Annotated in this window: 18 protein-coding genes; 9 read left to right on the forward strand and 9 right to left on the reverse strand. The window is 47.6% G+C overall.

Annotated elements, in window-relative coordinates:
• Window positions 1-56 precede the first annotated feature (56 nt).
• The 3 genes from QUB10_RS00825 to QUB10_RS00835 all read right to left on the reverse strand — a co-directional run bounded on the left by QUB10_RS00825 (window position 57) and on the right by QUB10_RS00835 (window position 2,371).
• Entirely contained in the window at window positions 57-812 is a 756-nt protein-coding gene (locus QUB10_RS00825; RefSeq protein ID WP_333198619.1) for a DUF2232 domain-containing protein, read from the reverse strand.
• Window positions 813-1,069: 257 nt separating this feature from the next.
• Window positions 1,070-1,567, reverse strand: coding sequence for a universal stress protein (locus tag QUB10_RS00830; protein WP_333198621.1), 498 nt, complete (start codon window positions 1,565-1,567; stop codon window positions 1,070-1,072).
• Between the two features lie 90 nt (window positions 1,568-1,657).
• Window positions 1,658-2,371 (reverse strand): Crp/Fnr family transcriptional regulator, encoded by a 714-nt coding sequence (locus tag QUB10_RS00835; RefSeq protein ID WP_190663937.1) that lies wholly within the window; start codon window positions 2,369-2,371, stop codon window positions 1,658-1,660.
• A 658-nt stretch (window positions 2,372-3,029) separates the two neighbouring features.
• Between QUB10_RS00835 and QUB10_RS00840 the strand changes: the two genes are divergently transcribed.
• From QUB10_RS00840 to pgsA, 8 genes are all read left to right on the forward strand, one after another.
• Window positions 3,030-3,290 (forward strand): hypothetical protein, encoded by a 261-nt coding sequence (locus QUB10_RS00840; RefSeq protein WP_333198623.1) that lies wholly within the window; start codon window positions 3,030-3,032, stop codon window positions 3,288-3,290.
• A gap of 260 nt (window positions 3,291-3,550) precedes the next feature.
• Window positions 3,551-7,891 carry a hypothetical protein gene (locus QUB10_RS00845; RefSeq protein WP_333198625.1) on the forward strand — a complete coding sequence of 1,447 codons (4,341 nt, stop codon included), beginning with the start codon at window positions 3,551-3,553 and terminating at the stop codon, window positions 7,889-7,891.
• A 274-nt stretch (window positions 7,892-8,165) separates the two neighbouring features.
• A complete protein-coding gene (locus QUB10_RS00850) occupies window positions 8,166-8,876 on the forward strand; it encodes a sugar transferase (RefSeq protein WP_333198627.1) in 711 nt (236 codons plus the stop codon).
• A gap of 81 nt (window positions 8,877-8,957) precedes the next feature.
• Entirely contained in the window at window positions 8,958-9,803 is an 846-nt protein-coding gene (locus tag QUB10_RS00855) for an ADP-ribosylglycohydrolase family protein (protein ID WP_333198629.1), read from the forward strand.
• 414 nt (window positions 9,804-10,217) lie between these two features.
• Window positions 10,218-10,361, forward strand: a complete 144-nt coding sequence (locus QUB10_RS00860; RefSeq protein ID WP_333198631.1) for a hypothetical protein — start codon at window positions 10,218-10,220, stop codon at window positions 10,359-10,361.
• Window positions 10,362-11,245: 884 nt separating this feature from the next.
• Window positions 11,246-12,958: a pentapeptide repeat-containing protein gene (locus tag QUB10_RS00865; RefSeq protein ID WP_333198633.1), complete on the forward strand. Its 1,713-nt coding sequence runs from the start codon at window positions 11,246-11,248 to the stop codon at window positions 12,956-12,958.
• A gap of 394 nt (window positions 12,959-13,352) precedes the next feature.
• Window positions 13,353-14,714: a calcium-binding protein gene (locus tag QUB10_RS00870; RefSeq protein WP_333198635.1), complete on the forward strand. Its 1,362-nt coding sequence runs from the start codon at window positions 13,353-13,355 to the stop codon at window positions 14,712-14,714.
• 485 nt (window positions 14,715-15,199) lie between these two features.
• On the forward strand, window positions 15,200-15,718 hold the full coding sequence (gene pgsA / locus QUB10_RS00875; protein ID WP_333150896.1) for a CDP-diacylglycerol--glycerol-3-phosphate 3-phosphatidyltransferase: 519 nt from the start codon (window positions 15,200-15,202) through the stop codon (window positions 15,716-15,718).
• A 61-nt stretch (window positions 15,719-15,779) separates the two neighbouring features.
• Here pgsA and QUB10_RS00880 read toward each other — a convergent pair whose 3' ends face one another.
• The 5 genes from QUB10_RS00880 to QUB10_RS00900 all read right to left on the reverse strand — a co-directional run bounded on the left by QUB10_RS00880 (window position 15,780) and on the right by QUB10_RS00900 (window position 20,799).
• Complete coding sequence (locus tag QUB10_RS00880; RefSeq protein WP_333150893.1) at window positions 15,780-15,989, reverse strand: type II toxin-antitoxin system HicB family antitoxin; 210 nt, start codon at window positions 15,987-15,989, stop codon at window positions 15,780-15,782.
• Entirely contained in the window at window positions 15,976-16,242 is a 267-nt protein-coding gene (locus QUB10_RS00885; RefSeq protein WP_333198637.1) for a type II toxin-antitoxin system HicA family toxin, read from the reverse strand. Before QUB10_RS00885 ends, QUB10_RS00880 begins: the two co-directional genes overlap by 14 nt.
• A gap of 114 nt (window positions 16,243-16,356) precedes the next feature.
• A complete protein-coding gene (locus QUB10_RS00890) occupies window positions 16,357-18,102 on the reverse strand; it encodes a diflavin flavoprotein (protein ID WP_333198639.1) in 1,746 nt (581 codons plus the stop codon).
• On the reverse strand, window positions 18,095-18,724 hold the full coding sequence (locus QUB10_RS00895; RefSeq protein WP_333198641.1) for a hypothetical protein: 630 nt from the start codon (window positions 18,722-18,724) through the stop codon (window positions 18,095-18,097). Before QUB10_RS00895 ends, QUB10_RS00890 begins: the two co-directional genes overlap by 8 nt.
• A gap of 347 nt (window positions 18,725-19,071) precedes the next feature.
• Complete coding sequence (locus tag QUB10_RS00900) at window positions 19,072-20,799, reverse strand: diflavin flavoprotein (protein WP_333198643.1); 1,728 nt, start codon at window positions 20,797-20,799, stop codon at window positions 19,072-19,074.
• 166 nt (window positions 20,800-20,965) lie between these two features.
• Between QUB10_RS00900 and QUB10_RS00905 the strand changes: the two genes are divergently transcribed.
• Window positions 20,966-21,205, forward strand: a complete 240-nt coding sequence (locus QUB10_RS00905) for a hypothetical protein (RefSeq protein ID WP_333198645.1) — start codon at window positions 20,966-20,968, stop codon at window positions 21,203-21,205.
• A 332-nt stretch (window positions 21,206-21,537) separates the two neighbouring features.
• Here QUB10_RS00905 and QUB10_RS00910 read toward each other — a convergent pair.
• Window positions 21,538-24,018 (reverse strand): Calx-beta domain-containing protein (locus tag QUB10_RS00910; protein WP_333198647.1); only part of this gene is annotated, 2,481 nt, incomplete at its 5' end.

The following is a 24,018-nucleotide window of genomic DNA, read 5'->3' on the forward strand; positions in this document are numbered from 1 at the left end:
TTAGTTATTAGTTATTAGTCAACAGTCAACAGTCAACAGTCAACAACTCCCAATAACTACTCTTCATAATCGATCAAAAGTTGCACCCAGCTTGGCGGCCGCGGAATTGGATTTCCCAAACGATCTAATAGCAGCAAAGCTACTAAATGCACTACAAATAAATAGACAATATTGTTAACTAAAATCATCCCGGCTGCGATCGCCCCAATTGTGTTCAAACTCGGTACATTAAGCCAGCCCAGCTTCACAAACACCCATTCCACCATCTCTGTTACCTGGGCCGTTACGTAAACCCATAGATCTTGACCCACCAACGCCGACAGCAGCCAAAACCGAAAAAAGAAGCCTACAGTACCAATGAGAGCGCCCACACTAATAGAGAGTGACCAACTCGCTTTACGCCTCCAAAGTCCTCCCAGCGCAACTCCCATAATTCCAAAAGGCATCACGTATAAAATGCTCCGTGTCGGGCCCATCAGTACCGACAGCAGCAAGCCCGATACCAAAGCTGCCATCCAAGCTGCTCGGTTGCCCCAGCGCAAGTAAACTAGGGCGATGGGTATCGGGAAAAACACCCGCAGCAAAGGCCCCAGCGGAAAGTAATAATTTACCAGCCAAATTAAGCTAGCGGTACTTGCCAAAAAAGCCGTTTCTACCAGCCTTAAAGGCGCTTCCCCAGAGATGTGCTTCCCCGGATCGGGATTTGGGCGCTCGCCAGCCATTGCTGAAATATCGGCGGTTTGCGGGTCGTTATTTGTACTGGGTGAACTGCCGGAATTAGACGCAGCATCTGCTGACAAAAAATCACTCATCCGATTTTAGATTTTAGATTTTAGATTTTAGATTTTACGGGACTTGCGCCCCATACGGCTGATTCCCGATTTTCCGATTTTAGATTTTAGATTTTAGATTTTAGATTTTACGGGACTTGCGCCCGATACGGCTGATTCCCGGTTTCAGTGTTTGGATGCCTCGCCGCCACATTTAATATTGCTCGCAGAAACCGGGTTTCGGTAGGAACGCAAGTCTTATTTTAGATGGATTTTCTCAGCAAAAATTTTCAGCAGCATTATTTTTCGATTTTGGCTTCCTGGATTACCAAAACCGAACAAGATGCGTGGTGAACGACATAATTACTGACGCTGCCGAGGAAAGCTTCTGCGAACCCCGTGCGGCCACGCCTCCCCAACACTATTAAATCTGCGCCCCAATTTTCGGCGGATTCACAGATACAATGCCCCGGATCGCCGTCCTTTTTGCAGTCAAATTCTACCTGCAATCCTTTTTTTGCGGCAGCGTCGCAGTAATTTTTCAGCAAACCCGAAGCGTGTTTTACGTCGCTTTCCAGCCGCAAACGTTGAGCTTGATAAGCTTGATCCATTAACTCGACATTCATGCCCAAATCTACCGGAATTGGCACTGCCGTCTCCCCCATGGTGCTGACAGTAACGCAGTTAAATAGCATCACCTGGGCGCGATCGTTCAGAGCTAATTCTAAAGCTTGAGTGAAGACGCGGTGACCGAGTTCAGAATCATCTAAGGCGGCGAAAATTTTCTTAAAACTCACAGCTTTACCTCCTGCGGGAAATCATTAATATCAGTTAGTTAACAGAGAGTGCTTTTGAATGAGATTCAATAAAAGCAAACTCTGATACTTCTACACTAACAGACGCTCTAAGGCGTGCAGGTCGGGAATGCACAAAACGTCACGTTCGCGCTGAATAGTTCCTTTTTTTTCCAGCTTGCTCAGCACTCGCGTTACTGTTTCGCGAGCCAGCCCGCTGAGGCTGCTCAGTTCTCTGTGTGGCAGGTTCGGTATTTCTGTACCTCCTGTTTCCAGGATTTTTTTGCCTTGTCCCTCGGCCAAAAATAATAGAATATCTGCTACTCGCGAGGTACTGTCCGACTCTCGCAAACGCAGGCGGCGGTTGACTTGTCGCAGGCGACGCGCCATCAGTTGAGCTAGCCGAATGCCTGCTAGCGGCTCGGTATGAATGAGCTGCACAAAATCCTGAGATGGCATATTGCCGATCAGTGTCGGGGCTAGGGTGATCACATCTGTCGATCGCGGTGCTTCTTCGATCGCGGCCATTTCCCCGAATAATTCTCCTTTCCCTAAAATATTCAGTGTTACTTCTTTTCCGTCTAGGTTGTAGGTGCGAATTTTCACCCAACCATCCAATATAAAATACACTGATGTTCCCCAGTCATTTTCTAGTAAAATCACTTGATTCGACGGATGACTGCGGGTAACGATGTGGACAGTTGCTCTCTCGATTACAGGATCGGGTAATCCTGCAAAAAACGGAGTAGAAACTATCAATTGATTTATATTTGAATTCGGATCTCGGGTGTTAAAGCGGTCTTCCATGAGGCCATCATTTTAATTTACGCGCTTGATCTGCGCTGGGCAGTTAGAAATAGCTTGCAGCCGAGTCATTCGATTTGAGAAACAAGATTTGAGAAACAAGGATCTAAAATCGGCAATTTTACCTCTAAAGTTTTGCGGTCAAAGGCCCAATATGGGAATTAATGGCCTCAAGCTCTGATTGGGAGCTAGAAACCAAAGAATATACCATAATTTTTTAGATATATACCACTGAGCAAATTTTATTAACAAAATTTTAGCAATGTGGCAAACGACTGAGCCGATCGAATTACCGAAGACAAGCACTTCGCGAAGACAAGCTTAACACTGCTGAGAGATTTGTTGTCACTCTCGCCCTGCAGTCGATCGGCACAATGCACCAGCACAAGCCGGAAAGCACGGTAGACAGATCCCAAATCCGAGCAACTGCCTAGAACCTGGCAAATGTCAGCACGAGCGGCAAAATCCACAGCCATTGCGAGCCTAAAGACTGGCGCACTTGGCGAGCGAAACCCACCCACTTCCAGCAAACTTTTCTGCTACCCCAAGATTATTGTACCATTAGTATCTAGCCATCAATACAGAGAAAAGGCTATGATAAAAGGTTACTCAAACCGACTCAACGGGGACAATCCCGAATCTCGGCATCCCAAATCGCAAATTGTTTGAGGTTTTTTCCAAGTCGGTGAAAGCTCAAGAGACAGTGGCGCGCCACCATGCTAACGAAACTCGCGGTGACAGTGTGCGGCCCGCCGTTTCAGCCGGTGAAGGCAAAAGTTCGTCGGGATCGCAGCTATTCCGAGCAGGAATCAGCCTCCGGGCAGGGAAACTCGCCCCTGAGTCGCAGAATTTGAAAGCACTTGGAATTGATAGAAGCGGGCATTTGGTGCGGAAGTACCGGCTAACCTATGATAGGCAATAGAAGTTATCCGAAGACAAAACGTTAATTAACAGTTGTCAGAAAATATTAGTGAATTATTGAGCGAAAGCATCCAGGATACCCGCCACGTGATTCATCGGTCCAGAAATAAAAAACCTGTATCCGAGAAACTTGCCCCCCGAAATTATCTCGCGCAAGTCAATGCTTCAATCTAAAATCTAAAATCTAAAATCTAAAATCGATTGACTTCAGTCTTTTTTTGGTAAAGTTTCTCCCTAGCCGCATTCCCAGAGGTTCCGCCCTTGAATTCTCAGAAGTACAAAATTCAAGCACTGATTGCTGAGATAGACGAGGTACTCAGCAAGCCCGCACCCCGCTTGCCTTGGACGGGTTCTCTTGATACTGTCCATCAGCGCCAACTTTTAGAGCGAGTTCGCGCTTATCTGCTTTCCTCGGACTCAAAGCTAACGGCCCCAAAGGCCCCCGCCCGCCCAAATGTCCGCCCCGAACCAGTTCCAGTGCCCAAAGTGCCTCTGCCCCCCCCTCGCCCCTCAGCAGCAGAGCAAATCATGCTTGCCGTAACCGGAGAAATCAGCCACCTGCGTTCAAGCCTGACAGGGCCGCTCCAAGAAGACATAGAAGCTCTGCGGCAAGAGCAGCAAGCTCTAATTCAAGAAATCAAACAGCTAGAAGCAAAACGGCAGCAGCAACAATCCCTCGCTCAGCAACAAGCCAACCAACAGCAAATCATTGGTGAATTCTTGCAGGTACTGACTGCCCGCTTGGAAGAAACCTTGACTAGCGATTTCTCCCAAATTCTAAGTTCGCTAGAAAATCAGTTATTGCAAAGCAGCGCAGCACCATACTCTTTGGGCACGGCGCCTGATCAACAATCGGCTATTGACGTAACACTTAACCCACAAACCTCGGAAGAACACCCGCTGCTGACGCCAGCTCAGAGGTTCGAGCAAATGCAACTTTTCCAATCTCATGCTGACAGTCTGCTGATGAGTCTCGATTCTAGGATGGCTATCGTGTTCGAGGCTTTGCAAGCAAATCTGCAAAGCTATCAAGCTTCCTTGAGACAAGAACTCGAAAATATGTACGGTTTGAGCCAGCAGAGCGAGGCGATGTTCGCGGCTTTGGTCAACCACTTGGCCTCACAGTTGGGGCGAGAAGCTTCTTCCTACGTTCAACAGCCGATCGATTTAGCAAATAATCTCGAAACCGTCACCCCAACGGCAGCGGATGAATCTCCTGTCGCTCCCGCCCTTTCAAATACTGCAGAGACTCAGACGGGAGACTCGGTGCAGGAAATTCGCACCGGCGAATTCGGAGAACAAGACAGATTTCCCTACGCCGGTACAGAAATTTCTCCGCAATTCACACAGTTGAGGCGCGACCGCGACCGCATTCAAGCCCCAATTTTGCTCCCGGAGTCGGAAGATAATTTGTTGGGTTCTACCCCCGAAATATCTCGAAATGCAGCTCGGTTTACTGGCGGTGACTCGGAGAATAGGTTAACAGAAACCGAAGAAGAGATTGAGGATTTGTATGCAAGTTTGTTCGCGGGAGAAGCGGTTCCTGAAGTAGAATTACAAGTCGAAAATTTCCCGGTAGAAAATACTGTAATTGAGACAAAAAGTGAAGGTGTAGAATATCAAACGGCGACGGAGAAGGAAACTGCCGAAGCGCTAAAAATGACCGAAGATTTGTTTGTAAATCTGCTGGATGAAGGCGAATCTCAGGAAGAGATTTTAGTAGATGAAGATTCAGACTTTGTAAGGGGTAATTCTCTAGAGTCTCTAACTTTAGATAGTGCCGATTTATTTGAACCGCAAGTGGCAACAGTACCTCAAGTTTCAGAAGCACCAGCCTCAACCGCCGAGGTGCAACTTGACGCGGACGATCGAGAAAATCTAGAAACGGCTCAAAACCTCAGCGAGCAGTTCGGCGCTACTGTGCCTCAATCAGCAGCTTTGCCGTTGAGAACGCCTGCAGAAATTAGCCCAAACCCCCCCAGTGCCGGGCCCCGTGTGCCGAGTGCCGGTGACGTTCAAACTGGCGAGTTCGACTCATCCTCCCAGGGGCTCGATGATGGGTACATCCAAGCTTCGCCGGACGAGGATTTGCTGCCCGTCGAGGCATTAGAAGATGACCTCGATCGAGCTCTAAATTTGGACAACAATACTCTGGAACTTTTGGAGGCAGACCTCTACAATCTGGAGGGATTGGAAAATACTAGCTTCGGGCGATCGAATTTCTCAGCCGCTAACAGCTTGGATTTATCGGCGAGTTCCCCCGAAGGCATTGCAAACAATCCCTTTGCGGAGGCGGCAGAGGAAGAACTCGGCACGCTGGAGGATTTGTTCTCCGATGTGTTGGAACTCTCCTCTGATGATGAACCCTTTGTTTTGGAAAACGAACTTGAGGATGATTTGTTTGCGGAGGAAGAGGACTCGAATTTGACGCTAGACGAGATTTTGGCTAGTTTAACCGAGACCGATCGACCTTTGACTGATTCTCCCCCTCCAGAAACTGCAGAAACTAACGAACTGCGATCGAGTGCTCCAGAAAGTCAAAAAAAAAACCTAATTTCGACAGAGAGTAAAGCAGGAGTTGTTGAGGGGAAAACCGATTTTAGCGAGTTTGCCGAAACACAGCAGCAAGACTCGGCTGGGCATTCTGCCGCAGGTGCGATCGCCCCATCCCCAGAACGCCGGAATTCTAGCTGGTATTTGGGGATTGATTTTGGTTCCAGCGGCCTGTCTGCGGCTTTGCTCGATCGCACCAGCGGCCAGTTGCACCCGATTTACTGGGAAACATCGCAGGCTGAGGCTTGGGCAGCAGACGCCAGTTGTCGGATTCCCTCGGCTGCGGTGCTGGCCCAAACAGCCCCAGGGATCCCAGGGTCAGAGGTGACAGTCAAGTCGGTGGGATTCCGACCCCAGGCTTTGCCTGTCGGAGAATTTTTACTGGAAAATTTTAAATTGCCTTTAAAGGTGGGCATTCCTTATCAGCGGGAGGCTGCTGGGATGTACGAACCGCTGTTGCAGTGGTCGCCCTTGCAGGCTTTCTCGATCGCCTTGCCACTGCAATGTGTGCGGGCGCTGCTGGCTACTTTGAATCCGAGTTTGCGGGGACAAAAATTTGCCGAATCGGGGGAAATTTTGGATTCTGCACCAAGGGCGAATTTTGCAGGATTGCCAGTTTCTAATTTAATTTGTAGGGCTTCGGGACTGACGCCAGAAACTCTCGATGCGGCGCTTTTAGACTTGCAGGGTGTAATTTTGGGGACTCCGGCCGGCTGGTCGGATGTTTATATGTTTAATCTGCGGGAGGCGGTTTTGGGCGCGTCTCTGGTGGCTTCTAGTTCGCAAATTTTTGTGGTGGAAGATGCGATCGCCACTTTGCTTGCTGCTGTAACTCCTGTGAAAAATGACATGGAAGTCGAGTCGTCAGCCGTGGATTCTGCTAAGGACGGTGAAGAAGCTGCACCGCTGAGTGTGAATGCTTCGTCTTTTAGCGGGGGAACTTTGATTTTGAATGCGGGGGCGGCGACGGTGGAATTAGCTTTAGTTGAGTTGCCGTCTAATCTTCAAGATTTAACTCGTGCTGATTTTACTTGCCACAGTTTTGATGCGGCTGGCGATGCTTTCGATCAGGATATTATCTGTCAGTTGTTGGCTAAAAATGAAACTTGGGGAATGTCGATCGATTTGCCACGTCCTGGCCATCCAGATTTGCCGAGTCGTTATCAATTGCAGCAGCGGTTACAAGGTTCTGCTTTTGGCCTGCAATTGTTAGAGGCGGCAAGGCAAATAAAAGTTATTTTGCAACATCAAAAAAGTTTTGCTTTGGATATTGGTCAGCAGCATTGGGATGTGAGGCGCAAAGATTTGGAAAGTCTGGTTTTAGTGCCTTTTGTGCAGCAGTTGAATCGTGAATTGAATGCTTTGCTCAGCCGCGCGGGAATGTCGCCGGCGGGGATTAATCAGGCGATTTGTGCGGGGGGTATGGGTGCTTGGCCTGCGATCGCCCGCTGGTTGCGGCAGAAGCTGCCGAATGCGATCGTGGTTCAAGACCATGAATTGCAGGGCGATCGAGATATTTTTGAGATTGACAATTCTGCATTAAATTCTGTATCTCAAAGTACAAATTTCCCCCAAAAAATTGGTCGAGTTGCCTGCGGGTTGGCGAGTTTGGCTCTCTATCCTCACATTTTGGATGTGTCGCAGCAGCAGTACAGCGACTTTTTTCTGCTGTGGGAATTAATGCAGGTTTTGGGCCAGGAAACTTTGAGCTTTCAGGAAATTTTGCAGTTGTTGGAACGCCAAGGCGTGAATACCCGCACCTGCGAGCCCCGGATTTTGCGGATTTTGGAAGGAAATTTGCCGGCGGGACTTGTGCCTGCGGAGGAAGATTTCATGCTGCTGGCCGAGGAGTCGAGGCAAAATCCTGATTGGGAAGCAATTTTGGCTGAGCCACTTTTCTTTGAAGATGTCTCACGGGGTTATCGTTTGAATCTGGAACACGCCTCTGTTGTTCGCGAATATTTAGGCAAACTCGCCTCTAGCAGCCAGCAAAAATTGTTAGAGCCGCTAACACTTGCTTGGGATGTTCGCACCGATATTTATCGCTAAACGGCAGAAAACCCGGTTTCTCAGTAGAATCCTCCCTGTCTTCCGGGAAGAGTCCTAGTCGAAACCAGGTTTTTTTGCGTCCAGGACTAACTTTTTTTTGTAAATGTACGTAAGTTTACATAAAATTTATACGTTTTCATAGAAAATACATAGAAACTTTATAAAAGTGTGATTGATTTTTAAAGATTGTGCAAAGCTCAGCATTTCAGGTTCTGCAGATTTGGGATGGCTAATAAGATGGACGTAAGAGATCGTTAAAGTTGAGACCAATCATATGAAATTTCCGATGGGTGCCTCGTCGAAATCATCATTATCAGAAATGCTGTCCTTATTTTTTCAAGAATCTACTTACAAAGTCTGTGTATCAAAACAACAGCATCACCGATCCGTAACGAGCAAGGTAAAACGGTCGATCGATATTTTGGGTGCGCTGCTGGGACTGGCAATTGCTGCTGTGGTGGCGGTGCCGGTGGCAGTGGCGATGCTGTTGGACGATCGGGGCCCGCTGCTGTACAGTCAAGTCCGCTGCAGCTTCCAAGGGCGACATTTCAGAATGTGGAAATTTCGATCGATGGTTGTCGATGCAGAAAAGCTCAAACATTTAGTTAGCAACCAAGCCAAGGGTCACATTTTTAAGAATGAAAATGACCCGCGAATTACCCGCGTCGGCCGCTTCTTGCGGAGCACGAGTTTGGATGAGTTGCCTCAATTCTGGAATGTGTTAGTCGGCGACATGAGTTTGGTGGGAACTCGACCGCCAACTCCCGATGAGGTTGCTGCCTATGAGGAGAACCACTGGCAGCGTTTAAATGTCAAACCCGGGCTGACTGGGGAGTGGCAAGTCCACGGACGGTCTGGAGTTAAAGACTTTAACGATATTGTGCAGATGGATCTCGACTATCAGGGCAAGTGGTCTGTTGTCTACGACATCACTCTGATTTGCAAAACAATTTGGGTGGTCTTCAGCAAAAACGGTGCGTGTTAGATAGGTAAGTTGTTTTGGGTTGTTTTTTTTATTATTTTAGGAAAAAACTGGGGATGAAATAGTTGGAAACGGATTAAATATATGTTAATAGAATTAGCGATTGGTGACGCTTATGGTGCGGGTTTTGAGTTTGTTGACCAGCAGACGATCGAATTGTACAACAATCTCAACGGTTACATCAAGCATCCCCGTCACGATATCCCGCCTGGATGTTACACAGACGATACGCAGATGAGTTTAGCCGTTGCAGAAGCTATCGTCAGCCGAGAACCTTGGACGCCGGAACTTTTAGCCAGCAAATTTGTTGCAGCTTTTCACCGCGATCGGCGATTTGGTTATGCTGGGAAATTTTACAATTTTTTGCTACAAGTTCAAGACGGAAAAGAATTCTTAGAAAAAATTAACTCCGCTAGCGATAAAAGCGGATCGGCGATGCGAGCCGGCCCCATTGGCTTTTTTCCTACTATTGAAAAAGTCATCGAAAATGCTACCATTCAAGCTGCAATTACCCACAATAGTCCCGATGGCATTAATGCAGCTATAGCGGCCGCTTTGATGTCCCATTACTTTATTTATCAGCTAGGTTTAAAGAAGAATTTGGGAAATTTTCTAGAAAGACACGTCCCTGGGGAGTGGTCGATACCTTGGCAAGGAGAAGTCAGCACTAAAGGTTTGGTCTGTGTTAGAGCAGCTATTACTGCTGTCATGCTCCATGATAGTATGAGCAAACTGCTCCAAGATTGCATTGCCTTTTCGGGAGATGTCGATACAGTAGCAACTATTGCTTTAGCTGCTGGTTCCTGTAGCAGTGAAATTGCCCAAGACCTGCCAGAAAATCTGGTACAAGGATTAGAAAATCTATCTTACGGCAGAGATTATATCATAGAACTGGATCGACAGTTAATGAATTGCAGGAGCGACTTCTGAGCGAAAACATCCAGGATATAAGCCCCCGGATTCATTCCGAAAGCAGACTCAGGATCCAGAAATAAAAAACCTGTATCCGATGAAACTTGCCGAACGTATTTATTCGTGGGGTCAATTCTAAAATCTAAAATCTAAAATCTAAAATCTAAAATCTAAAATCTAAAATCTAAAATCTAAAATCTAAAATCTAAAATCGATTGACTTCTTCCTGATATCTGTTACATCCGTTAAATCCCCATTCACTGCGCGTTGCCGAACTTCTTTCTATTATGAATTTGCCTAATTTAATTACTTTTTCTCGCTTGCTGGGAGTGCCTTTTGTGCAGTAGTTTAACTGTGAATTGAATACTTTGGTCAGCCCCGCGGGAATGTCGCCGGTGGGGATTAATCAGGCGATTTGTGCGGGGGTTATGGGTGCTTAGTCTGCGCCGCTGGTTGCGGCAGAAGCAGCCGAATGCGATCGTGGTTAAAGACCAGGAATTGCAGGTCGATCGAGATATTTTTAAAATCCACAATTCTCCATTAAATTCTGTATTTCCAATTACCAAATTATCATAAAAAAAATAGTCTATTTGCCTGCGGGTTGGCGAGTTTTGCTCTCTATCCTCTAGCAGCAGCAATGCCAAAAATTGTTAGAGCCACTCACAATTCTTGGGATGTTCGCACCGATAGTTATCGGTAAGTATATAAACTTATGATCGCCCTTAGATAAAGATCATAGTCCTGGACGCAACTGTCACACTTAAGTCAACTTGTATGGTGCGTCAGACCTCGTTGTTATTGGTCGATTATCAAGGGTTTCAGGTTGCGGGCAACCCTAGCAATTGTGCCAGTTGCGTAAGTTTTGCATAAAAAACAGCATACCCAGAACCCGCAGCACTTACAGCAGAATTCAGGAGTCAAGAGCATTGCTGTGACGAAGGCCATAACAGCGAATAGCCAGAATCAGTTTGTGCTTTTTCAGTAAAAATACTGGATTTTATTATCATGAATTATGCTTTTTTAGAAAAAATTTACACAATCTTTATAAAAGTGTGCTTTTTTTTAAAGCTTGTGTAAAGAAACTGTTAACTTCAAGAATCTTTACCAATTCTTTACCGGTGCTATTTAGTCTTCCAATATGCAGGCAAGGGCAAAAAAACACTGTCTCTGGTGGGGGCGGGTTTAGCTAAAAATCTATGATACAAGCCAGTTATAAGCCAATACGCTTGGTTTAACACTGTTTGTTACTCGGAGATCCGCCTCGCATCTCCCTCCCAGGACGGGAGAGAACACTCTTGTCCCGCCCTTTTTTTAGGAGCGATCGGGCTTATCTGAACCGTATGGGCTCATAGGATGTAGCCAGATTCAGCTATTAAAAATATTTGAGTCTAAAGTCTCAAGTCCAGACCAATTCCTTCATGCTCTTCAAAACAGATGTTTTCACTTTTTGGTAACTACAAATGGTAGCACAAGACTTTAGCAATCAAAATTTGGTCGGCAATAACTTTAGTGGGCAAAACCTGAATGGTTCCACATTCTTTAAAGCGAGACTGGAAAATGTCTTGTTCAGGCGCAACGCTCAAGGTACCCGCACTCAACTCAGAGGTACCAACTTTGAAGAAGCCTTTCTGCTGAATGTAGATGCAACGGATGCGATTTTTGCTGCCAATGCCAGCTTTGGACCAGCAAATTTTTCTCAAGCGAACTTAGAGAACGTCAATTTCAGTGGCGCCAACCTAACTGGGGCAAATCTGTCGCTGATCAGCACAAACTTCATCAACCTGTCCAACGCCAACCTGACCAATGCCATTCTGCATGAGGCAAATCTCAGCGGCGAACAGTCGAACCGACCGAACCTAACGGGAGCAAACTTTACGGGTGCTGATTTCTATCAGGCGAATCTGAAAGCGGCTGACTTTACGGGTGCCAATTTGACGAATGCCAAATTCCAGGGTGCTAGTCTCGAAGGAACCTTGTTGATCGATGCGAACTTTACCGGCGCTCAATTCGACGTATCGACTAATTTCACAGACATTATCCTCAGCAACGCCATCTTTGACCTTGCCAACCTGAGTGGGGTTAATCTGACCGATACCAACCCCCCCGAGGGAATGACACTGACAACTTCTCGCTTTCGCGGAGCCAATTTGACTGACTTTAGTGCCGAAGATGTCAATCTCTCAGGTGCTGACTTCAGCCCTCATCCAAATGGTACGCGCACTCAAATGGGCGGTGCTAGTTTCGCAGATTCTGAGTTGAACAACGCCAACCTGAGTCAGGTGATTGCAGAAGGCATATTCCTGGACGGTGCTGATTTGAGCAATGCAATCATGGTTGCTGCTGATCTCAGCAATGGCAACCTGGCTGGAGCAATTCTCCTTGGCGCTAACCTGACGGGTGGAGTCCAGTTAGACAACGCTCTTATTGAGAAGAGCAATCTGGCGGGAGCCAACTTTACAGGGGCAAACCTGGCAGGGGCAAACCTGAAGGAGGCGGTTGGAGATCACCTGACCAAGTTTAGAAACGTCAATCTGTCAGGTGCCAGCCTGGAAGTGGGGAGTTTTATCGGTACCGACTTCACCAATGCCAACTTCACTAATGCCAACCTGGCCAAAGCCAATTTCACCGGTGCCGTTATGGTCGGGGCGAACATGACCGGGGTCAATGCAGTCGATGTGGTGGGTCTGACGATGGGGACTGGCGGCACCGATACCGTGACTGGAACCGGAGGCGACGATAATATCTTCGGGCTTGACGGCAATGACTCCCTCAACGGCGGTGATGGGGATGATTACCTCGATGGCGGTAGCGGTGCTGATATCCTGACCGGTGGTCCTGGCCATGATGGGTTGTTTGGTGCTGCGGGAAATGACACCCTGACGGGTGGGGGTGGCAGAGATACCATTCACTACCGCAGTGGTCATGGTTCCGATCGCGTGAATGGTTTCACCCTCGGCTCCAGCGGAGACATCCTATCCTTCAGTGGCATTGCGGCGATCGATGTGGTGCCATCTGGCGCCAACACTCAATTGCGATTGGGCAATGGCATTGCTGGCGATGCCGGTTTTGGCACAGGCGCGCTGTTGATCACCCTAGCTAACACTTCATTTACGGCAGCTCATATCAGCACCAATACCAACTCGGCCAACAGGCCCACCTTCGAGTTCTCGTAACCTCAAGTCGGAGTCTGTGTAATGGGTGCTCAGAGTTTATTTTTTCTATCGAGGCCTCGCTCCCCCCCTTTTTCAAGGTTGGAAGAGGGAGTTGTGAGGATTGCCAGCGGTAACGAAGCACCGACTTCTAGGGTGCACTAAAAACTTTGGGGCTATGTGCCAAGTTCACTTGATATACCTCACCGTCTCTTCATGAGCAGTGATTCTTTGACGCGACCTTGAGATGTGGTACCGAGGTAGTTTTACCTTCTATCCACGTTTGTTTAGAGTCTCTCAATGCCCTGCCTGTGGCGACTTGTCTACATTATAGCATCAAGCCGTCAAGCGAAGGATGGGGTTTAAGACCCAAATTTTCGATAACCACGAGAAATTTACATAACACTAGGAGAAAATTATGGCTATCAGAAATGGAACTCCAGAATCCGATACCCTGACCGGAACCAATAACGCCGATGTGATTCGCGGCTTTGGCAAGGAAGATCTGCTGTATGGCTTAGGCGCTAACGACAGCATCTACGGTGGAGACGACAAAGACACTATGTATGGTGGTGCTGGAGCCGATCGACTCTTTGGAGAAAACGGCGAAGACGATCTATATGGTGAGGATGGTAACGACTTCCTCTACGGTGGGCTGGATAAGGACAACCTGTATGGTGGAATGGGAGCCGATCGACTTTTTGGCGATTCCGGCGAAGACTCATTGTATGGCGAAGATGGCAATGACATTCTGTACGGAGGCTCAAATGCCAACGATGCCAACGATGGTAAAGATTTCCTCGATGGTGGGGCTGGAAAAGACCAACTCTTTGTAGGTTTCGAGGATACGGGGTTTGGTGGTGCTGGCGATGACACCGTGATTGGCGGCTTTACCGATGACGTGATCTACGGCGATGACTCAGAAGGTTTAGTGTTTGGGGGAGCGGATTCCCTGGTTGGCGGCGACGGTAACGACACCCTCTACGGAGAAGGTGACAGCTTAGCGGGCGGCGGCAACGATACCCTCGATGGCGGCACAGGTAATGATACTCTGCTCGGCTATGCCGGAGATGACTTCCTCAATGGTGGCGATGGCATTGACTTCCTCGATGGTGGCGATGGCAATGACATCCTTGATGGTGGCGCTGGCTCTAGCACCCTGTTAGGTGGCACTGGCTTAGAAACCATCAGGGGTGGCGCTGAAGGCGACTTCATTGATGGCGGAGAGGGCAATGACAACCTCAATGGTCTGGGTGGCAATGACACTATCTATGGCGACTACGGAGTTGCTGAAACACTGGCTGGCGATGACATCCTCAATGGTGGTGCAGGGGATGACTTCCTGGATGCTGGTGCAGGAGTCGATCGCGTCATCGGTGGCGCTGGCGTTGACCTACTCTTTGGCGGCGAAGATGCGGAAACTCAAACCGCCCGCGACACGCTAACCGGCGGGGCTGACACCGACTACTTCCAGTTGCTGTTCACCGATTTTGTGCCCGAACCAATCGATCCCGGTGAGCCAGTTATTACTCCTCCTGCTGGTGACTACATCGTTGACTTCGTGAAGGGGACTGACTACTTCTTACTGGAGGGGATTACCTTTGAGCAGCTATCGTTCCAGAACATCTCGCTGACAGTTAACGGGGTTGCTACTCCGAGTACCCGGATCTACGTCACGCCTGAAGCCGGAATTCCGATTTCTCAAGCGGAAACGCTAGCTGTGGTTCAAGGAGTGCGTCAATTTAACGCCTCGCATTTCGTTGAGGAACCACTCATTTAATTAACGGGACTTAAACAAATTTTAAGCCCAAACCAAGCGCAAACTGGCTTGAGACGCGGTAAATAAGTTCATGTTTTCTTGCCACCACCGCACAAATCTATATTCTGTCCCTTGACAGTTTTTATCTCCTGCTGTCTCTTTAAAGGCAGCAGGAGTTTAGTCTTTGACCAGGAATCAGCAGATCCTTTTTCTTCATGCCAATTTCCCTGCCCAGTTTCGCCTTCTCGGTAGCCGCGATCGCCAAAGATTGCCCTGAGCTAGTGAAATCTATTTCAGAATGTTTCTAGCCAGTTACGATCGCCAATCGGCAGTAAAAATCGAATTCGAGCGCGTGAGGCGACACAACAAATTGATCCGATAAATTATCCAATCTTGTGACAAGTATAGTCAGAATGTTTTTAAATTAAGTAAATCCACCTGATTATCAGTCGTGTAAATGTTAAATTAAGGAAAGCCTTCGTAGAGTAGCCCTTAATTTTTGATTTATGAATTTGCCTAATTTGATTACTTTTTCTCGCTTACTGGGAGTGCCTTTTCTGCTCTACGGTTTGTACGACCCAAGCGCTCAAAGCCGCTGGATTTGCACCGCAATTTTTGTGGTAGCTGCGGCTACTGATTGGCTGGACGGCTATTTGGCTAGGAAGTTGAATCAAATTACCGATTTGGGTAAGTTTCTCGATCCTTTGGTGGATAAATTGTTGGTGCTCGCGCCGCTTTTAGTGTTGATTGAGTTGGGGAAAATCCCGGCTTGGGGAGTGTTTTTGATTTTTGGTCGGGAGTTGACAATTGCGGGGTGGCGTGTTAATAAAACTACGATTTCTGGAGCTAATATTTGGGGGAAGTTGAAGACGGTAAGTCAGATTGTGGCGATCGCACTTTTAATTGCTCCTTTGTCTGAAGCGTGGAATTTTCCCGCATTAATTGCTTTTTGGGTTTCTGTGGCTTTAACTTTGATTTCGGGCGCTATTTATCTGTGGCCGGAAAAGACTGGTGAGGAAAAGTAAGCTACCTTCTTGATTACTCGTTCCCAAGCTATTCCTGGTAACGAGTTAAATTCCTATTAAACTAAGCCGAAATCAAGCGACCTTTCGGTTGAGGAATAGAACGCCCCAATTCCTGAGCCGTCTCAATCCACTCCTGCATAACAATCTCTATATTTTGTAGTGCTTCTTGATAAGTTTCGCCATCCGCAGCGCATCCTGGTAATTCCGGCACTTCGGCAATAAATGCTTGGTCTTCTTGACTCCAGTAGAGGATAATTTCATAGCGAAGCATCGTTTGCACCTCCTAGTTGGTGTTTGAGAATTACCTCACGAATTTGCCTGACTTGATAGGCTTTGGCTTGCGAGCCTTTGGGTTGAAGATTTAGGATTTCTTCAACACCATCTTTAGCAAATATGTGGTGACTGCCGCGAATCCGTTCCTCAAAGCCGAGTCTGCGTAAAAGTTGGCAAAGTTGAGCAAAGGGTATATTGGCGTCGGAATTACCGAGTAAGATTTTAGCTAGCAGTTTGTCTGGTTGACTCACGCTCTGTCCAAGTGATCAGTTATTTTATGATGACATATTTCTGAGTTGGCGATCGAAAGTCATTCGTCAGAAATCAGAAGCCCGAATCTAAAATTCTGACGAATGACAAATTCCTTAATAATGACTCCCAGATTTCCGATAATGCACCGCTGTCACTCCGTCATTTTTCAGCAAATGACCGTTTTCAACCGCCGCATAAACTACCCAGTGATCGCCGCATTCCATCCGACTTATCACTTCGCATTCCAGATAAGCTAGAGCCTCAGTCAAAACCGGACAGCCGTTGCTAGCTTCCATTGTTTCGACTCCGGCAAATCTGTCTTCTCCGGGAGCAAAGTTTTTCATGAAATACTTCCGCAACTGTCGCCCTTCGGCTAAGATATTCAGCACAAACTTATCTCCGGCGTACATCAAAGCTTCGATCGATCGATCTTTGGCAACAGCAATCGTCACACCGGGCGGATTAAACGTTGCTTGCGACACCCACGAAGCTAGCATCGCACTGGCGACTTCCCCCCGCTTCGCCGAGAGTACGCACAGCGAACCAACCAATCTCCCTACGGCTTGTTCAGTGCGATCGCTACCCGCTGCTAACTGCGGTTTCGGTGCCCGCAATTTTTGCGATCGAATCAAAGCTTGAGCAAAATCCGTTCCTGCTTCTTTGCACTCGTGAATCGTCGCCGCCGTCGGCTTAAATTTGGCTCGAATCGGCTCAAATCCAATTCGATAGCCAGCATCTTTCAGCTTATTTTCCACTAAGTCGATCGCCTCTCCACTCCAGCCAAAAGAACCGAAAACCCCCGCTAATTTGCTCTTAGTTGCGGTTGATAGAACAATTCCCAAAGCAGTTTGAATTTGCGTCGGAGCGTGTCCTGCTAGCGTGGGAGTTCCGATGATAAATCCCGCGCATTTTTCGATCGCCTCTTGAATTTCTCCCGGTTCGGCAAATTCGCAGTTGATACTTTCCACCGCAACGCCGGCTTTCGTAATTCCTTTGGCGATCGCCTGCGCTAAAGTAGCCGTATTTCCGTAAGCCGAAGCATAAATCAAAGCAACTGTCAAGTCTTTTGAATTTTGTTGCTGGCTCCATTCCCGATACAAATTGCTCAGTTCATTAAGGCCGTAACGGACGATCGGGCCGTGACCGGGAGCATAAAATGCTGCTGGTAAATCGGCGAATTTATCCATTGCAGTCAGCACTTGTTTTGCCTGAGATGCGTGCAGGGAATCGTAATAATAGCGCCGATCTTCGCTGTAAACGCTCCACCCTTCATCGAATACTTGGTCGCCGCAAACGTGAGCTCCAAATAGTTTGTCAGTGAACACGATTCGAGTGTGCGGATCGTAGGTGCAAAGTTGATCGGGCCAACGGGGAGTTGGAGTCGCGATGAATTTTAAGGCGTGACCTTTTCCTAAGTTGAGAGTTTCTTCTCCCCGAACGACCATAATGTTTAATTCTTGGTCTGGAAAAGCGGCTCGCAAACTAATTGCCGCAGGATTCGTGCAAACCAAAGCTACTTCAGGAGCTAATTCTAACAGAGCTTTAATTGTTACTGACCTGTTAGCATTGAAATGCCCCAAAATTATGTAATCCAGCTTGGTCAAGTCCACCCGTTGCTGTAAAAAATCGATGTAATTTTGAGTAAAAGATTCCCCCGGCGGATCGAACAAAGCAGTTTTGTCAGCTTGAATAATATAGCTATTGGCTGTCGTACCCTTTTGCAGCGAATACTCGACTTCAAATTTTAGTCTATCCCAAGTGCGCGATCGCAGAATAAATGTATCAAGTGCGATCGGGATAAACTGCACATCGCGGGGTTTGGCATCCGATGCGAGTCTAGGAGTCAAAGTGTTAGTCATTAATTGCACCTATGAGAAACTGAACTACAGAACTTCTTTTGATTTCGTGCCAAAACTTGGTATCTACAATGTCAAACTTTGCACCTCTACCCTGTAAATTGGTATCCAGGTCAGTCAGAAATTTCCTGGTTTTCAAATCATCCCCAATTTGGATAAAGCTCACTCCAATTTCTTCATCTTTATCTATTTTATTGGCCGCACTTACAATTATTTCGGCAACAGCAGCGGTATTTTCTGGTTTTTGATCGAGAACTGCAACAATTATTGCTCCGTTCTTCCCTTTGGGATTTGGTTTGCTTGCGAAATAATCGCTAAAAGTTGCTTTCAGAGCTTCTTCCAAATTAATTTCAGTGGGTTTTGCTGAAGCCGGTTCCGTATTTTGTCGTTGCAAAATTTCAGCTAACCGGGCAACATTGGAATTTTTATACTCCCACATCGGAGTAGAAGCTTCATAAAGGGTGATGCCGTCGCTGTCAAATTCCTGACATTTTTTTGCTAAGTCAATCAGAGATGCCTGTGCTTCTACCCACTCCTCGTACCAAGGATGGTGAGGGTCTCTGCTGGCATCGCTTCTGGCAATAATAATTGTGTAATCTCGGTCTTCTAAAAGATTGGCAGGCATTGGCAATTCCCCTCGTTAAAATGGAGTCTAAATGACAACGGTTTGCCCGGTTTGCTGCTGGTGGCGCACCCAACACCCAGAAACCCCGTAAGGTGCGCCACAAGCACCCAACGTTGAGAGTTTGTGCGTAGCCAATTGCGTCCTGGACTCTAATTGTAGGGTGCGTCAGTAGATAATCGATGATGAAGTCGAATAAAACATCGGCTGACGCACCTTACTAATACGTTTGGGGTGTGTTGATTCAGACAGTCAATCAATATGTCGTTGAATTTCCCTCTTGCTTCTGACAACTGCCAACTGCCAACAGTCAACTGACAACAGTCAACTGTCAACCGTCAACTGACATCCTAATAGTGATTTCCCACTTTGCGGTGGTGAACTGCCGGCAGTGCATCGGGATTGGATACGCGGCCGCTATCGATGATCGCATATACGATATGATGATCCGAAAGTTCCATCCGGCTGACTACTTCGCACTCCATGTACGCCAAAGCATCTGTCAGAATGGGAGAACCGTTGGTAGCTGGTTGAGTTTTAACTCCCGCAAATCGATCAGCACCAGGAGCAAAACGCTTTAAAAAGTGCCTCATCAAAGTTTGATAATTGCCTTCTTCCAGCACGTTGAGAACAAATTTATCTCCCGCGTGCATCATCGATTCAATCGCCCGATCCTTCGCAACTGCTATTGTTAAACCCAGCGGTTTAAAGCTAGCTTGAGTTACCCAAGAAGCTAGCATCGCACCGCTAACATCACCTTTTTGAGCGGTAATGATGTACAGTCCGCCACTGATTCGTCCCAAAGCTTTATCGAGGTCGCTATCGAGGGATTTCATCTGTTTGACTGCTTTGTCCCGCGTCAGCCACTGTCCCAAGTCGGTGCCGGCTTCGTCGCAAAGTTGATAACTCGCTTCTGTCGGTGATTCTTTAATTAAAATGTTGGGAAATGCTTCTTTTAAACCCAACTCTTTGAACTTGTTTCGCAGCGGGTAAACTGATACGTCATCGCCGCCGCCGGATTCACACAAACCGAAAGATTGTTTGTTGTTAGCTGCAACTAGAATTGTGTTGATTGCGGCTTCGGCATTGACAGCAGCAGTACCGCCACTCGGTGGCGAACAAATTACGATGCCGGCAGCATTAGCGACAAGTTCAGCAACTTCTTGCAAGTCGGCGATTCTCAAATCCATCATTTCCACAGCGACACCGGTTTTGGTGATACCGTGGGCGATCGCTTGGCTGAGTCGATCGCTAAATCCGTAGTCGGAGGTGTAAAATACCGCTACAGTGGTTTCTGCCTTAGCTTGCGCTTGGCTCCACTTTTTGTAGCGCCCGGTAAGTTCCACCACATTATGCCGCAGCAAGGGGCCGTGACCGGTCGCAACTAAACCGATTTCTCCCAACTCTGCCATCCGCTTCATTGCAGCGAGTACCGATCGAGCATTGGGAGCCATCAAGCACTCATAATAAAAGTGGTAATCTTCCTCAACTGCTACTAAATCGTCATCGAAGGTGCTGTCGGAACAGTAGTGCATCCCGAAAGCATCGCAGGTAAACAGCACTTGAGTTTTGCTGTCGTAGCTAAAAATAGTATCGGGCCAGTGCAAGTTCGGGGCCGATACAAATTCGATAATGTGGCCGTTTCCTAAATCTAGTTTGTCCCCGTTTTTTACTACCAATCGCTCAAATGGTTGGTGTACAAGGTTTTCTAAAAATTGAATTGCTACTTTCGCCCCCACGACAATTGCTTGGGGTGCCAGCGCCAGCACATCTTTGACTAAACCGCTGTGGTCTGGTTCGGTGTGGCTGATAATTAGATAGTCAATCTCTTTGGGGTCAATTTCCCCCGTCAGAGTTTCCATGTATTGCTGGCGAAACTTCTCGTGCGAGGTATCGACGAGGGCTGTTTTTTCACCGCGAATGATGAATGAGTTGTAAGTTGTACCGTTTTTGAGTCCGAATTCGATGTCAAAGCGGTCTCTATCCCAGTCCAGGCATCGAATTGCCGTTGTGTCAGAGGCAATTTCGACTTTTTCCACCGTCAATCTGCGTTGGACTCGTTCAGTCAGCGCTACCATCAGTGCCTCCTTGTCTGTTACCCATTACCTTATTGTCTTCATTCTGACACGTTTTTTTTGTAAATCTTTATAAAATTTCCTATCACTCAGTTAAGCATCCCAAAACTGATCTCTATGTATTGACAAAAACCTAATATGTGTGCTATAGAAACCGAGTTCGATCGGTTTGGCGATCGAGGTACTGAGTTTTGCATGGAAATTGCGATCGAGCAGTCAGTTAGTTAGTAGCAACCTAAAAACTGCCCAAAATATACCGAATGTCGAAGTGCCATCTTGGTTTGATTCCCCCATCTTGGGGGCGATCGCTAAAGCCACCTTTTGGTTAATCTTAGCATTGCTCCCAGTCTGGGCGAGTTGGCAGATGTGGCAACTGTTACGTTTTTATCAACAACAAATTAAGGATTAAGTAGGTAATAGCAAAAAACACTAATATCCAATCGCTAAATTTAGGGGCGAATTTTTACCAACAATAATTGCCAAAAAACTACGCTCTCAAAAACTCCATCCCAATGGCAAATCTCCATCTATTTTTTTCAAAATATAGCAATCCTCGCATCAGTTGTAAAAATATGTAGGGGTAGTGCTAAGAGTGACTACCCCAGCCTGCATCGGGGCAACCGGGCGTTGGTTTTTCCCTACAAGAATTACACAAATCATTTAGGATTGCTATACAAGAGTTCAAGGTCGTACTCGAATAACGCGCGTAGCATCTAAGAGTACGACCTTGAATTGGTTCTATCAGACCGAACTAGCAAATAGGTTGGAGCCAACGAAACTAGGACCTACCCCAGCAATAAGATTCGGGTCAGTGCCACCCACAATGGGCCCTGTAGGTGAAGGCCACAACCAGTTCTGGGTGCCAGCGACTGTCATAGTAGGATTAGCGATCGCCGCCCCATTGAAAGAGTTGGTGATGAAATTGCTCATATCCACTGTGGCCGGCCCTGAACCACCAAGCAAGCTGGAATCCTGTAGCCCGCTATCACCGATCGCACTAGCCGAACGAAAGTCAGTAAGTGGATCATTGACAATACTCGCTGCACTTAAGGGAGCGATCGGAGCAGGTGCAACATCATTGTCTACGATGTTCAAAATGGCGGTGCTTTGCGTTCCAATCGTGGCATTGCCTGTAGCAATAGCCAAACTTAAGTTGACTGTTTCGGTACCCTCAACCCGAGTGTCCTCGACGATCGGCATAGTGAGAGTTTTGGGTGCAGTGTCGCCAGAGGCAAAATTGACAGCGATGGGAACATTGCTGTAGTCACTAGGAGTTCTGGCAGTACCATCGGTCAAGTTCACAGTGGCTGAGACTGCACCGAGAGCACTGCCAGTACGAGTGACTGTCACGGCTGCAACGGGCGTTCCATCTTCGTTGACACTGAAGAAAGGGGCACTAAATTGCAGGGTGCTGTCATTGTCTACGATCGTCGTAACGGCGGTGCTTTGCGCTCCAATCGTCGCATTGCCTGTCGGGTTAACCAAACTTAAATTGAGATTTTCGTTACCCTCCACCAAAGTGTCATCGATAATGGGAAGATTGACGACTTTGGGTGTGGTGTCCCCAGCGGCAAAATTGACAACGATCGGAGTACCGATGTAGTCACCAGAGGCGATCGCAGTTCCATTGGCTAAGTTCACGGTAGCTGAAACTGCGTCAGCACTACTGCCAGTGCGAGTGACTGTCACGGGTAAAACCGCTACGCCATTTTCTCTGATCCTGAAAGTACCAGAACTAAATTGCAGGGTGCTGTCATTGTCAATGATGTCGAAAGTGGCGGTACTTTGGGTGCCAATCGAGGCATTGCCTGTCGGGCTGCCCAAAGTTAAGGTGAGATTTTCGGTAGGCTCTACCAAGGTGTCGTTGACAACTGGAATATTGACGACTTTGGGTGCAGTGTCCCCAGCGGCAAAATTGACAACGATCGGAGTACCGGTGTAGTCACCAGAGGCGATCGCAGTACCATTAGTCAAGCTGACGGTTGCTGAGACTGCACCAGAGGCTACACCTGTGCGAGTAACTGTCACGGCTGCAATGGGAGTTCCATCTTCATTGGCGCTGAAGGTAGGAGCACTAAATTGCAGGGTGCTGTCATTGTCTACGATCGTCGTAACGGCGGTGCTTTGGGTTCCAATCGTGGCATTGCCTGTCGGGCTACCCAAGGTTAAGTTGATAGTTTCGTTACCCTCGAACAAAGTGTCATCGATAATGGGAAGATTGACGACTTTGGGTGTGTTGTCCCCATCGGCAAAATTAACAGGGATGGCAGTACCGGTGTAGTCAGCAGATGTTGTAGCAGTACCATCGGCCAAGTTGACGTTGGCTGAGACTGCACCGATAGTGCTGCCAGTGCGAGTGACTGTCACGGCTGCAACTGCGGTTCCATTTTCTCTGACCCTGAAGGTAGGAGCACTAAATTGCAGGGTGCTGTCATTGTCAATGATGTTCAAAGTGGCGGTACTTTGGGTTCCAATCGTGGCATTGCCTGTCGGGCCAACCAAACTTAAATTGACTGTTTCGGTAGGCTCTACCAAGGTGTCGTTGACGATCGGAATAATGACGGTTTTGGGTGCAGAATCCCCATCGGCAAAATTGACAGGAATCAAAGTACCGGTGTAGTCACCAGGGGCGATCGCAGTACCATTAGTCAAGTTCACGTTGGCTGACACAGCACCAGCACTACTTCCAGTGCGAATGACTGTCACGGCTGCAACGGGCGTTCCATCTTCGTTGACGCCAAAGGTAGGGGAACTAAATTGCAGGCTGCTGTCATTGTCTACGATGTTGACAGTGGCGGTATTTTGCGTTCCAATCGTGGTATTGCCTGTCGGGCTACCCAAAGTTAAGTTGACAGTTTCGTTACCTTCTACCAAAGTGTCGTTGACGATCGGAATATTGACGACTTTGGGTGTGGTGTCGCCATCGGCAAAATTGACAGCGATCCCAGTATTGGCGTAGTCACCAGGGGCTATAGCAGTTCCATCGGCCAAGGTGACGGTGGCTGACACAGCACCAGCGCTGCCACCCGTGCGAGTTACTGTTACGGTTGTGATTGGGGTTCCATCTTCGTTGACACTGAAGCTGGAGCCACTGAATTGCAGGCTGCTGTCATTGTCTACGATGTCCAAACTGGCGGTACCTTGCGTTCCAATCGTCGCACCGCCTGTCGGGTTAACCAAACTTAAGTTGACAGTTTCGGTACCCTCTACCAAAGTGTCGTT

The sequence above is a fragment of the Microcoleus sp. B5-D4 genome (genome assembly GCF_036705145.1).
Taxonomy (GTDB): Bacteria; Cyanobacteriota; Cyanobacteriia; order Cyanobacteriales; family Microcoleaceae; genus Microcoleus.